Origin of the sequence: Actinoplanes aureus (assembly GCF_015704865.1) — a bacterium.
GTDB classification, from domain to species: Bacteria; Actinomycetota; Actinomycetes; order Mycobacteriales; family Micromonosporaceae; genus Actinoplanes; species Actinoplanes aureus.
Genome location: NZ_JADQTO010000007.1, coordinates 135,684 through 147,921, shown reverse-complemented (window position 1 = coordinate 147,921; position 12,238 = coordinate 135,684). Strand labels below are relative to the sequence as shown.

11 protein-coding genes are annotated in these 12,238 nt (G+C 69.4%); 7 read left to right on the top strand and 4 right to left on the bottom strand.

Going from position 1 to position 12,238, the window contains the following annotated elements; all coding sequences use genetic code 11:
- Window position 1: 1 nt before the first annotated feature.
- Both I4J89_RS16830 and hpf read left to right on the top strand, forming a co-directional pair.
- Complete coding sequence (locus tag I4J89_RS16830; RefSeq protein WP_196414922.1) at window positions 2-721, top strand: ComF family protein; 720 nt, start codon at window positions 2-4, stop codon at window positions 719-721.
- Window positions 722-1,002: 281 nt separating this feature from the next.
- Entirely contained in the window at window positions 1,003-1,620 is a 618-nt protein-coding gene (hpf, locus tag I4J89_RS16825; RefSeq protein WP_196414921.1) for a ribosome hibernation-promoting factor, HPF/YfiA family, read from the top strand.
- Here the strand turns inward: hpf and I4J89_RS16820 are convergent, their stop codons facing one another.
- Window positions 1,621-2,697, bottom strand: a complete 1,077-nt coding sequence (locus I4J89_RS16820; protein ID WP_309238349.1) for a GNAT family N-acetyltransferase — start codon at window positions 2,695-2,697, stop codon at window positions 1,621-1,623.
- A gap of 184 nt (window positions 2,698-2,881) precedes the next feature.
- Between I4J89_RS16820 and secA the strand changes: the two genes are divergently transcribed.
- Complete coding sequence (gene secA, locus I4J89_RS16815) at window positions 2,882-5,788, top strand: preprotein translocase subunit SecA (protein ID WP_196414920.1); 2,907 nt, start codon at window positions 2,882-2,884, stop codon at window positions 5,786-5,788.
- Window positions 5,789-5,939: 151 nt separating this feature from the next.
- Here secA and I4J89_RS16810 read toward each other — a convergent pair whose 3' ends face one another.
- Both I4J89_RS16810 and I4J89_RS16805 read right to left on the bottom strand, forming a co-directional pair.
- Window positions 5,940-6,527 carry an Rv3235 family protein gene (locus I4J89_RS16810; RefSeq protein WP_230859102.1) on the bottom strand — a complete coding sequence of 196 codons (588 nt, stop codon included), beginning with the start codon at window positions 6,525-6,527 and terminating at the stop codon, window positions 5,940-5,942.
- 114 nt (window positions 6,528-6,641) lie between these two features.
- Entirely contained in the window at window positions 6,642-6,869 is a 228-nt protein-coding gene (locus I4J89_RS16805) for a helix-turn-helix transcriptional regulator (protein WP_196414919.1), read from the bottom strand.
- Between the two features lie 119 nt (window positions 6,870-6,988).
- On the opposite strand from I4J89_RS16805, the gene I4J89_RS16800 reads away from it, so the two are divergent.
- Window positions 6,989-7,528 carry a DUF6912 family protein gene (locus tag I4J89_RS16800; RefSeq protein ID WP_196414918.1) on the top strand — a complete coding sequence of 180 codons (540 nt, stop codon included), beginning with the start codon at window positions 6,989-6,991 and terminating at the stop codon, window positions 7,526-7,528.
- Here the strand turns inward: I4J89_RS16800 and I4J89_RS16795 are convergent.
- On the bottom strand, window positions 7,480-8,442 hold the full coding sequence (locus I4J89_RS16795; RefSeq protein WP_196414917.1) for a hypothetical protein: 963 nt from the start codon (window positions 8,440-8,442) through the stop codon (window positions 7,480-7,482). The two genes, I4J89_RS16800 and I4J89_RS16795, sit on opposite strands and share 49 nt — an antisense overlap.
- A gap of 97 nt (window positions 8,443-8,539) precedes the next feature.
- Here I4J89_RS16795 and pruA point away from each other — a divergent pair, with 97 nt between their 5' ends.
- The 3 genes from pruA (at window position 8,540) to prfB (ending at window position 12,156) form a co-directional block, all read left to right on the top strand.
- Window positions 8,540-10,168 carry an L-glutamate gamma-semialdehyde dehydrogenase gene (pruA, locus tag I4J89_RS16790; protein WP_196414916.1) on the top strand — a complete coding sequence of 543 codons (1,629 nt, stop codon included), beginning with the start codon at window positions 8,540-8,542 and terminating at the stop codon, window positions 10,166-10,168.
- A gap of 269 nt (window positions 10,169-10,437) precedes the next feature.
- Complete coding sequence (locus I4J89_RS16785) at window positions 10,438-10,953, top strand: PadR family transcriptional regulator (RefSeq protein WP_196414915.1); 516 nt, start codon at window positions 10,438-10,440, stop codon at window positions 10,951-10,953.
- A 90-nt stretch (window positions 10,954-11,043) separates the two neighbouring features.
- A complete protein-coding gene (prfB, locus tag I4J89_RS16780) occupies window positions 11,044-12,156 on the top strand; it encodes a peptide chain release factor 2 (RefSeq protein ID WP_196414914.1) in 1,113 nt (370 codons plus the stop codon).
- Window positions 12,157-12,238 lie beyond the last annotated feature (82 nt).

Here is a 12,238-nt window from a genome sequence, read left to right as displayed (position 1 = left end):
GATGGTCGCGGCGCTCCTCGGCGAACTGGCCGACCTGGTCCTGCCGGGCGCGTGCGCGGGGTGCGGCGCGGAACGGGTCCGGCTGACCTACGGCACCTGTACCGACTGTGTGGCGGCTCTGGAGGCGTTGCGGCCCCATTTCACCGCACCGACCCCGTCCCCGGCCGGCTTTCCGGCGTGTGTGACCGTCGGCCCGTACGCCGGGCCGTTGCGGGGCGCGCTGCTCGCGTACAAGGAAAAGAAGCGCCACCGGCTCGCCCGGCCGCTCGGCATCCTGCTGGCCGGCGCGGTCGCGGCGGTCGCGCCGCGCGACCGCCCGGTGGTGCTCGTCCCGGTGCCCTCCACCGCGGCCGCCCGCCGGGAGCGGCACGGCGATCACATGGCGCGGCTGACCGGGTACGCGGAACGCCGCCTGCGATCGGCCGGTTACACCGTGACGACCGTGCAGCCGTTGCGGGCCCTGCCCCGCCCTGACTCCACGTCGCTGGACGCTGCCGGTCGGTTGATCTCCGCTGTCAATTCGCTGCGAATCAGTCCTCGAATCGGCGTTCTTCGGCGCGGCGGCCGGATGAGAGGCACGCTTGTTGTGACGGATGACATCGTCACCACCGGTGCCACTCTGGCCGCGGTGGTACGCCGTCTTGAGGAGGCGGACATGCAGGTCACGGGCGCCGCAGTGCTGGCAGCGACACAACTGCGCGGAACATCTCCCGGTAATTGAGGGCCCCGTCTCCGGTTTCCCGATAGAGGCGAAAGTCAGCCCTCAGTTATCCCAAACGTGTGGTGACGGGCGGGCATAGGCGGGTTAGCGTCTAGGTGACGAGGGTAAGCGGACCGGCTTACCCGCCACCGGAGCGCCGACAGGGCCTCGTTCGCCGCACCGGAAAGGAGTCGTCTCATCCCCGTAGGCCGCGTCGGTGGCAGTCACGCGGCGTTTTCCCTGAGCAACACGACGCGCCGCGGTTCGGCGCCCGCATGTAAACACGTTGGGGGAGGTCACGAGTGGACATTGTCGTCAAGGGCCGCAACGTAGAGGTTCCCGACCATTATCGAGAGCATGTCGCTGACAAGCTGAGCAAGGTCGAACGTTACGACCAGAAGCTGATGAGGGCGGACGTGGAGCTCTTCCACGAACGCAATCCGCGACAGTCCGACACCTGCCAGCGGGTGGAGATCACGGTCATCACCAAGGGCCCAGTGATCCGCGCCGAGGCACAGGCACAAGACTTCTATGCAGCCCTGGACTGCGCCATCAACAAGCTGGATGCCCGGTTGCGCCGTTCCGCCGACCGGCGCCGCGTTCACCGCGGACGGCACGCTCCGGTATCCGTAGCGGCCGCGACTGCCAACCTCCCCACCGATCTGACCGGTAGCGTCGCCACGCTGACCGCCGAGTCCTCCGTCGACACGGAGCTGGCCGAGCACGACGAGAGTCAGCCGTGGCGGATCGTCAGGGAGAAGGAGCACGCGGCGGAGCCGATGACGGTGGACGACGCGCTCTTCCAGATGGAACTGGTCGGCCACGACTTCTACCTGTTCCTGGACAAGGACAGCGGCCGCCCCAGCGTCGTGTACCGGCGCCGCGGGTACGACTACGGCATCCTGAGTCTCGCTGTGTGATCAACCCGTGCTGGAGGCCTGCGCCAGCAGGTCTCCAGCCAGCAGCACGTACTGGACGTCGTCGACACGGGTGCCGTCCGGCCCCGGCAGGCGCGAGCGCTGATAGGCCTCCTGCCGGAAACCGGCCTTCTCCAGCACCCGCTTCGAGCCGACGTTCGTCGGCAGCGCGCCCGCGATCAGCCGGACGATGTCGGTCTCCGCGAACGCCCAGAGCGCCACCAGCTGCGCGGCCCGGGTGGTCAGGCCCCGGCCCCGGTACGCGGGCAGCATGCTGTACCCGATCATCGCCTGGGCGAGCGGTGGCTCCTGGTAGTAGAGGCCGATCTCACCCGCCTGCGCCCCGGTTGCGGCGTCGGTGATGATCAGGTCGGCACGGGTGCCGGCCAGCCACTGCGCCTCGGCCCGGAAACAGCGCTGCCGGATCTCGTCCGCCGGCATCGGCACCGGTGGCACGCTGGTCGCGATGACGTCCGCCAGGGTGTGCAGCTCGGTGTAGAAGTCGACGTCCGACTCCGCGAGCGGGCGCAGCGTCACCACGCCGTCGGTGAGCTCACCGCCGGGCAGGTCCGGGAGCAGGCGGGTGGCCGGTTCCTGCGGATCGCCGGCCAGCCGGGTGTAGACGAGCATGTCGTCCCGCCCACCCGAGGCGCTCGGGAGGGCACCTCGCCGTACGCCCTCGCGGGTGTAACCGGCCGCCATCGCGACCCGCTGAGCCGCCGGGTTGTCCCAGTGGATCAGCAACTCGAGCCGTTCCAGGCCGCTGCCGAAGGCGTACTGGTCGAAGGCTCGCAGCGCCGCCGTGGCCACCCCGCGCCGTCGCGCCCACGGGCCGACCCAGAACGTCACCTCGGCCTGCCGCCGCCCGGGCGACGCCGCGTTCAGACCGATGCCGCCGAGCACCTCGTCGGTGCGCTCGTCGGCGATGACATGGCCGGTGGGTGCCGGCGGGCCGGTGTCCGGCCGGGAGAAGCGGCGGAACACCGGGTCCTCGTACCCTTCGGTGAACGCCGCCGCGTCTGCCGGGCGGTATTCCCGCAGCCGGATTCCGCTGTCCTTGTCCCGCTGGTCCTGATCCACAGAGCCATCCTCGCTGGGACGCGCCCGGGCGCCAAATCAGTTTGAAAGGACTGGCGGCTGCGCTATCAGCGAACTCAGTGGGACGTTTCATGCTTTTTGTGAGTTTCACGGGAGGCTCGGGTCACAGGTCTCAGGCGGAGGTGCCTACGATGGTCCGGCAGACTGTCTAGGGGAGCGTTGACCCGTGTCGATATTGGAAAAGATCCTCCGTGCCGGCGAAGGCCGCATGGTGCGCCGGCTCAAGGCGATCGCGGACGCGGTCAACTCGATCGAGGACGACTATGTCGACCTGACCGATGACGAGTTGCGCGAGTGCACCCAGCAGTTCAAGGAGCGCTTCGCCGACGGCGAGTCACTTGATTCGCTGCTGCCGGAGGCGTTCGCGGTGGCTCGTGAGGGTGCCAAGCGCGTGCTCGGCCAGCGGGCGTATGACGTGCAGCTGATGGGCGGCGCCGCGCTGCACTTCGGCAACATCCCGGAGATGAAGACCGGTGAGGGCAAGACCCTGACCGGTGTGTTCCCGGCCTACCTCAACGCGTTGAGCGGCAAGGGCGTGCACATCATCACGGTGAACGACTACCTCGCCCAGCGTGACGCCGAGTGGGTCGGCCGGGTGCACGTGTTCCTCGGCCTCACCGTCGGCGTGATCCTGCCGAACCGGCCGGCCGCCGAGCACCGCGCGGCGTACGAGTGCGACATCACGTACGGGACGAACAACGAGTTCGGCTTCGACTACCTGCGCGACAACATGGCGTGGGCGAAGTCGGAGCTGGTGCAGCGCGGGCACAACTTCGCGATCGTCGACGAGGTGGACTCCATCCTCATCGACGAGGCGCGGACCCCGCTGATCATCTCCGGCCCGGCCGAGCACTCGGCCCGGTGGTACGGCGAGTTCTCGCAGATCGTGAACCGGCTTCAGGCCGGCAAGGACGGCGAGGGCGACTACGAGGTCGATGTGGCCAAGCGCACGGTGGCCATCACCGAGCGCGGTGTCGCCAAGGTCGAGGACCGCCTGGGCATCGACAACCTGTACGAGTCGGTGAACACCCCGCTGGTCGGTTACCTGAACAACGCCATCAAGGCCAAGGAGCTCTACAAGCGCGACAAGGACTACATCGTCAGCCCCGAGGGCGAGGTCCTGATCGTCGACGAGTTCACCGGCCGCATCCTGCACGGCCGCCGCTACAACGAGGGCATGCACCAGGCCATCGAGGCGAAGGAGGGGGTGGAGGTCAAGCAGGAGAACCAGACCCTGGCGACCGTCACCCTGCAGAACTACTTCCGCCTCTACGAGAAGCTCGGCGGCATGACCGGTACGGCGCAGACCGAGGCCGGCGAGTTCAACAGCGTCTACAAGGTCGGCGTCGTGAGCATCCCGACGCACCGGCCGATGATCCGGATCGACCACCCGGACGTCATCTACAAGACCGAGCGGGCCAAGTTCAACGCGGTCATCGAGGACATCGCCGAGCGGCACGCCACCGGCCAGCCGGTCCTGGTCGGCACGGTCTCCGTGGAGAACTCGGAGATCCTGTCCACCCTGCTGCGCAAGCGCGGCATCCCGCACAGCGTGCTGAACGCGAAGTTCCACGCGCAGGAAGCCACGATCATCGCGCAGGCGGGCCGCAAGGGCGGGGTCACGGTCGCCACCAACATGGCCGGCCGTGGTACCGACATCCTGCTCGGCGGCAACCCGGAATTCCTCGCGGCGAGCGAGCTGGCTCAGCGCGGCCTCGACCCGGTGGAAAACCCGGAGGAGTACGCGAAGGCGCTCGAAGAGGTCCTGCCGACCTGGAAGGAAGCCTGCGAGGCGGAGGCCGCGGAGGTCACCGCCGCCGGTGGTCTCTACGTGCTCGGCACCGAGCGGCACGACTCCCGCCGCATCGACAACCAGCTCCGCGGTCGTTCCGGCCGGCAGGGTGACCCGGGCGAGTCCCGCTTCTACCTGTCGCTGCAGGACGACCTGATGAAGCGGTTCCGGGCCGGGGCGGTCGAGGCGGTCATGGAGCGCTTCAACATCCCCGAGGACGTGCCGATCGAGTCGAAGATGGTCACCCGGCAGATCCGCAGCGCGCAGACCCAGATCGAGGCGCAGAACGCGGAGATCCGGAAGAACGTCCTCAAGTACGACGAGGTGATGAACAAGCAGCGCCAGGTCGTCTACGCCGAGCGCAAGCGGGTCCTCGACGGCGAGGACATGCACGACCAGGTCACCCACATGATCGACGACGTGATCGCCGACATCGTCACGGTGGCCACCTCCGACGGGTACGCGGAGGACTGGGACCTGGACCAGCTCTGGACCAACCTCAGGCGCCTCTACCCGCTCACCCTCACGGTCGAGGACATCGTCGAGGAGTCCGGCGGCGAGCGGAACACGCTCGACCAGGAGTACCTGATCGAGCAGCTCAAGCAGGACGCACGGGCGGCGTACCAGGCACGGGAGGAAGAGCTCGGCTCGGAGGCGCTGCGGGAGCTGGAGCGGCAGGTGCTGCTCGCGGTCATCGACCGGAAGTGGCGTGAGCACCTCTACGAGATGGACTACCTGCAGGAGGGCATCAGCCTGCGGGCATACGCGCAGCGCGACCCGGTGGTCGAGTACCAGCGCGAGGGCTTCGACATGTTCAACCAGATGATGGAGGGCATCAAGGAGGAGGCGGTCGGCTTCGTCTTCAACCTGGAGGTCCAGGTCGAGGAGCAGCCCACCGTCACCGTGGACCCGTCTCAGGCGTACGAACTGCCCAAGGTCGACGCCGAGGGCACGCCGGACGGTCAGGAGCCGCACGAGCGGGTCGAGGTGCACGCCAAGGGTCTCGGCGGCCCCGGCCGTCCGCGGAACCTGCAGTACACGGCGCCCGCCATCGACGGTGAGGCCGGCACCGGTCGCCCGGTGATCCAGCAGCAGTCGGAGCCGCCCGCCGGCATCGGTCCCGGCGGCTCGCCGGTCCCGGCCAGCCCGGCCCACACCGGTGCCCGGCGCGCACGCTCCGGCAACCAGGCGGAATCGAGCGGGCCGTCCCGCAACGCGCCCTGCTACTGCGGCTCGGGCAAGAAGTACAAGCGCTGCCACGGGGCGCCGGGCACGGCCTGATCCCCATTCGCTGCATCAAGCGGCCCGCCGCCGGCATCCGTGCCGGCCGGCGGGCCGCCGCCGTTAGGGGCCGCTGGAACCCGGAACGCCCGCCGCCCGTGTCGCTCACCGGACGCCCCGGGGGCCGTGAAGTCCTGTCGGAGGGTGCCGGTCAGATGAGGCGCAGCGTGGTGGCCGCCCAGCTCTGCTGGTGCAACTCCATCCGCAGCGCCATGGCCCAGGTGCGCTCACCGGTCACCAGCGCCACGGCGGCCTCCACCGCGCCCGGCCTCGGCTCGCAGAGCCGCAACCGCAGCACGGCCACCGGCACCGGCCGGCGAGTCCGTCGGCCGGCCGCCCGGCTCGCGTTGCGCAGCTCGGCGACCCGCCGTGCCCCGGCCAGGCCCTCGGCCACCACGTCCGCCGCCTCGGCGGGAAGGGCCAGCCGGCGCAGGTGCGCGGCCGGGCGGTATCCGTTGAGGACCTCGACGCAGAGGTGCACGAAGCGGCGGACGGCCAGTTTCGCGTCACTCGAGGCGCCGGCCAGCACCGGCGGCGCCGGAGCGGGTGCCGGCTGGTCGCCGGAGGGTGCCGAGGCCGGTGGAAGCTGCCGAGCCGTCCAGTCCAGGGGGAGCTGCCGTGCCGAGGCCCAGACCTGGGGAGTCAGCTCGTCGTCGAACGGGGGTTCGTACCGAGGCACCGGGCGCAGCCGAATCGCCGGCCGGTGCCCGGTGGATGCCATCACAGCCGTCGACCGCATCGCCACCGCCAATCCTTGCGTTTGCCTCCGTTTGCCTTCGACAGCCGAAGTCTGGTCGGTGGGCGAGCGCCGGGTCAACCGAGTGCCATCAATACGGGAAGAGGCGCAAAAGGCTCATTCCGGCTCGCGTTCGGTCAGCGGGTTGTCGCGTACCCATGCGGCCGTCTCCGCGTACTTCTGCTGGATGTATTCCTCCAGCTTGGCGCGCTCGACGCGCCACTGACCGCGCCCACCGATCTTGATCGCGGGCAGTTCGCCGCTGCGCACCATGTGATAGACCTGCGAGTCGGAGACGTTCAGCTCGGCGGCGACCTCGGACAGCAGGAGGAACCTGGACTCCACGTCCTCAGTTTGCCATCGTTTGCCTCCGGTGGCTTCCCCTCGATCCGCTGCTCCCGGGTCACCACGATCCGGAGACGCCTGGTGAAATGGGGCCTGCCCGGCCCGCAGTGGCGGCTGTAATGATCCGGGACAAGACGCAGGAGGACGAAGTGCCGATCACCGAGCTGGTCCGGGTCTACGTGCCGGCCACCCTGCCGATGCTGGCTGCGCTGCGCAAGTCCGGGCAGCTCGGCGAGGGGGCGATGGTGGCGCACGCGGTGACGCCGGCGCTACGGGAGTGGTATGCGGAGGGCGACGAGGAGGAGCTGGAGTACGTCGCCTTCACCCGGGCCGCTCAGGGAGCGCTGCAACTGCTGCGGCACGACGCGTCCGCGCCGCGCCGCCGGGTCGTGGTGTCGGCGGACGTGCCGGCCGCGAGCCTGCTGCGCGAGGACACCGAGCTGGGATCGAGCACGGTACGACTACCGCAGCCGGTGATGCTCAAGGACCTGGCGAGCATCCACGTCGACGGCACCGACGCGGCCGAGTCGGTCGCCGCGGCCGCCGACGTGGTGGAGGAGGCGCTGGCCGGTGACCCGGACGCGCAGTTCACCGTCGACAGCGCCGAGGATCATGAGTTGGAGTGGTACGCGGTCTCCGAGCTGGACGAATTGCTCTGAGGATCGTCCTCGTCGGCCGCCGGGGACAAGGTCCGCCCGACCGCCAGGATCGCCGTGATCGCGCCGACGAACAGCACGACCAGTCCGCTGTTCAGCCGCGCGGTGCTCAGGATCTGCTGGGCCAGCTGGTCCATGGGACTGACCTTCTCGGCCAGCTGGAGTACCTCAGCGCCCGCGGTCCGCGACAGCACCTCCCCGATCACCACGATCAGGCCGGGGCCGGCGCCGGCGGCGGCGTACAACGGCCAGCGGACGTCGGCGCCACCGGCGCGGCGGCGGGCCCGGCGTAGCACCGCGTACGCGATCAGGCCGGCCGCCAGGCCGCTGAGGGCGGCTTGCCCGTAGGAGAACCACTGCGCCGCGTTCGCTGACGACTCGGTGTCGCCCGCGCCCAGCAGCTCGAGCACCGGCTCCTGGAACAGGTTCAGCACGAACCCGATCACGAAGACTCCGATGGCGGCGGCCGCGGCCGCGGCGATGACCGGCGGGATACGGAGCCCGGCGATCGCGCCGCCGATCGTCGCGGCGGCGGCCACCGTGCCGCCGACGATCGCGTAGAGCGACCCGGCGGTGTTGATCGTGATGATCGGCAGTGCGCTGAGCACACCGACGAGCAGGCCGGTCCCGGTGGCGACGGCGAAGCGGGTGGTCGCGCCGAGCGTGCGGCGGCGGCTGATCAGGGTGAGCACCAGAAGCGCCACGCAGGCGCCGGCGACCAGGTCGGCGGAGACCGCGCCGGGCAGCGCGTACGCCGTGGAGGTCACCTCCATCTCGGCGTTGGGACGGCCGGTGATGGTGACCCGGGCCGACCAGAGCATCGCCGCCGTCCAGACGAGGGCGGCTGCCGCGAGCAGCGCCACGGTGAGCCGGGATTCCTCGACGGTCTCCGGTGCGGCGGTCGGGCGGTCAGTCATGGGGGTCAGGGTAACCGGCGAACCTGCGGCCACCTGACCGGCCGCCCGCGAGGTGCGAGGATGGGTGAACCGCGCCCCTCGACGTGGAGGAGTTCGCATGGATGCCCAGTTCTCGGTGCCGGCGCCCCACAACGAACCGGTTCGCGGCTATGCGCCGGGCAGCCCGGAACGCGAGTCGCTTCAGGAACGGCTGGCGGCCCTGCGTCGCGATCGGCCGGATCTGACCATGACGATCGGTGGCCGGCACCGGATGGCCGACGGCCCGCCCATCGAGGTGGTCCAGCCGCACCGCCGGCGCGACGTGCTGGGTGTGACCGGCAACGCGTCGCGGGCCGATGCCGCGGCCGCGGTGGCCGCCGCGAAGGAGGCGGCGCCGCTCTGGCGTTCGCTGCCCTACAGCGAACGGGCGGCGGTGTTCCTGCGGGCCGCCGAGCTGCTGGCCGGCCCCTGGCGGGACACCCTGAACGCGGCCACCGTCCTGGGCCAGTCGAAGTCCTGCTATCAGGCGGAGATCGACGCTGCCTGCGAGCTCATCGACTTCCTGCGGTTCAACGTGTACTTCGGCGAGCGGCTGCTGGCCGAGCAGCCGGAGTCGGCGCCGGGCGTCTGGAACCGCTTCGACCACCGCCCGCTGGAGGGCTTCGTCTACGCGATCACGCCGTTCAACTTCACCGCGATCGCCGGCAACCTGCCCTCGGCGCCGGCGCTGCTGGGCAACACCGTGATCTGGAAGCCGTCGCCGACCCAGCAGTTCGCCGCGCACTTCACGATGCGGCTGTTCGAGGCGGCCGGCCTGCCGCCCGGCGTGATCAACATGGTGACCGGGGACGGCTTGGCGGTGTCGGACGTGGTGCTCGCCGACCCGGATCTGGCCGGCATCCACTTCACCGGGTCGACGACGACCTTCCGGCATCTGTGGCGCACGGTCGGCGAGAACATCGACCGCTACCGCACCTACCCGCGGCTGGTGGGGGAGACGGGTGGCAAAGACTTCGTCTTCGCACACCCCAGTGCGGACGCCGACGCTCTGCACACCGCGTTGCTCCGGGGGGCGTACGAGTACCAGGGGCAGAAATGTTCCGCGGCGTCCCGTGCCTACGTGCCCCGCAGCCTCTGGGAGAGCGGCCTGCGGGACCGGCTGGCCGCTTCGGTCGCGTCGATCCAGTACGGCGACGTCGGTGATCTCTCCACCTTCGGCGGTGCCGTGATCGACGGCCGGTCGTTCGCCAGGCTGGCCGGTGCCCTGGACCGGATCAAGAACAGTGACTCCTGCACGGTGCTGGCCGGTGGGGTGGCCGACGACTCGGAGGGCTGGTTCGTCAGCCCCACGCTGGTGGAGGGCACCGATCCGACGCACGAGGTGTTCACCACCGAGTTCTTCGGCCCGATCCTCGCGGTGCACGTCTATCCCGACGGCGATTTCGAGGCCGCGGTGGCGCAGGCGGACGCCGCCACGCCGTACGCGCTGACCGGCTCCATCTTCGCCACCGACCGGTCGGTGATCGACCGGGCGCAGCAGGCGTTGCGGTTCACCGCGGGCAACTTCTACATCAACGACAAGCCGACCGGCGCCGTGGTCGGGCAGCAGCCGTTCGGCGGCGCGCGGGGCAGTGGCACCAACGACAAGGCCGGTTCGATCTTGAATCTGGTGCGCTGGGTGTCGCCGCGGACCATCAAGGAGACGTTCGACCCGCCCGTCTCGTGGCGTTACCCGCACATGGGGTGACGCTGGAGTGGCGAGTGGGAAAGTTGGCGAGGAATGTCTGATCTTGCGCGGCGCTATGTCGCTTTTAGGCTGGTTCCTGCCTCGGACGCGCCGTCTGACCGATTGAATGCTCCATTTTACCTGCTCAACCGCCGCTCGAGGGGCGAAACGCGGGCGAACGACGCTCGTTGTCGGACTGTCTGTGCGGGACAGTCGTTTGTGGAGGCGCAAACTGGACGGATCAGGCGAAATCCTGGACGGCGGCGTTACAAAGTGGCAGCTTAGAAGGCATGCCCGACTTCCAAATCAATCCGACGGCGGCTGCCCTACTCGGGCTTCTCCACGAGGGGCCGATGACCGGCGGCCAGCTGATGGCGGCTGCCGAACGCCGCCTCGGGCCCTACTGGTCAATGACGCGGAGCCAGGTCTACCGCGAATTGCCCGTGCTGGCCGAAATGGGGTATGTCCGGCTCGGTAAGCCGGGTCCCCGGTCCAGCCAGCCCTACGCCATCACCGCTTCCGGCAAGCGCGCCTTCACCCGGTGGCTCGCCGAGTCTCCCGGTCGCGACGCGCTGCGCAACCCGGTGGCCCTCCGGGTCGCCTTCGGCCAGCAGCACAGTGGCGACCAGTTGCAGGAGCTCTACACCTCCGCCAACGCCTACCATTCGGAGGCCATGGCGATGGCGAAAGAGCAGGCCAAGGAGGCCAAGAAGAACGGCGACCCGTACGGCGCCGCGGCACTGGAGTTCGCGGTGGCCTATCACAAAGCCGCTCTCTCCTGGCTCAAGGTGGTTCCGACGACCTGAGGCTGTGCCTGCCCACAGCGGAAACCGAAGCCAACCCGAATAGAGACCGCCCGGCCGACATTCCGGCCGGGCGGCGTAGTCTTGAGTGTCGTGACCGCTGCCGACTTTCCCGAGCAACTGAAGGCCCTCGACGCTACCCTGCGCAACATCGAGAACGTCCTGGACGTCGACAAGCTGCGCCGGGACAAGGCGGACCTCGAGGAGCAGGCCTCCGCGCCGGACCTGTGGGACGACCAGGCCCGCGCGCAGGAGGTGAACAGCCGCCTGTCGTACGTGTCGGGCGAGATCTCCAAGCTGGAGCGCCTGCGCACCCGGCTCGACGATGCCGGCCTGCTGCTCGAGATGGCCGAGGACGAGGGGGACGCCTCGTCGATCGCCGAGGTGGGTGACGAGCTCGTCGCGCTGACCAAGGCCATCGAGGAGATGGAGGTCCGCACCCTGCTCTCCGGTGAGTACGACTCCCGGGAGGCCCTCGTGGCGATCCGGGCCGGTGCCGGTGGCGTGGACGCGGCCGACTTCGCCGAGATGCTGATGCGGATGTACCTGCGCTGGGCGGAACGCCACGGCTACCCCACCGAGGTCTACGACACGTCGTACGCGGAGGAGGCCGGCCTCAAGTCCGCCACCTTCACCGTCAAGGTGCCGTACGCGTACGGCACGCTGAGCGTCGAGTCGGGCACCCACCGCCTGGTCCGGATCAGTCCGTTCGACAACCAGGGCCGCCGGCAGACCAGCTTCGCCGGTGTGGAGGTGATGCCGGTCGTCGCGCAGACCGACCACATCGACATCCCGGACAACGAGATCCGCACCGACGTGTACCGCTCCTCCGGCCCCGGTGGGCAGAGCGTCAACACCACCGACTCGGCGGTCCGCCTGACCCACATCCCGACCGGCATCGTGGCGTCGTGTCAGAACGAGAAGTCGCAGCTGCAGAACAAGGCGGCCGCCCTGCGGGTGCTCCAGGCCCGCCTGCTGGAGCGCAAGCGCCAGGAGGAACAGGCCAAAATGGCCGATCTCAAGCAGGACACCACCGGATCGTGGGGCGACCAGATGCGTTCGTACGTCCTGCACCCCTACCAGATGGTGAAAGATTTACGGACCGAGCACGAAGTCGGTAACCCTTCGTCGGTTTTCGACGGCGACTTGGACGGGTTCATCCAGGCGGGCATCCGTTGGCGGAAGCAGAATCAGATCGCCGCCTGACGAAACTCGTCACTCTGCGCCACCCCGCCTGAACGCTCGGTCAGGCGGGAGGTGCCCGGATTTACTGTTACCGCAGGTGACC

Coding starts and splice junctions, on each gene's coding strand:
- I4J89_RS16785 (WP_196414915.1), top strand. CDS start 10,438: ATGCCCGACTTCCAAATCAATCCGACGGCGGCTGCCCTACTCGGGCTT.
- I4J89_RS16810 (WP_230859102.1), bottom strand. CDS start 6,527: ATGCGGTCGACGGCTGTGATGGCATCCACCGGGCACCGGCCGGCGATT.
- I4J89_RS16795 (WP_196414917.1), bottom strand. CDS start 8,442: ATGACTGACCGCCCGACCGCCGCACCGGAGACCGTCGAGGAATCCCGG.
- I4J89_RS16830 (WP_196414922.1), top strand. CDS start 2: ATGGTCGCGGCGCTCCTCGGCGAACTGGCCGACCTGGTCCTGCCGGGC.
- I4J89_RS16800 (WP_196414918.1), top strand. CDS start 6,989: ATGATCCGGGACAAGACGCAGGAGGACGAAGTGCCGATCACCGAGCTG.
- pruA (WP_196414916.1), top strand. CDS start 8,540: ATGGATGCCCAGTTCTCGGTGCCGGCGCCCCACAACGAACCGGTTCGC.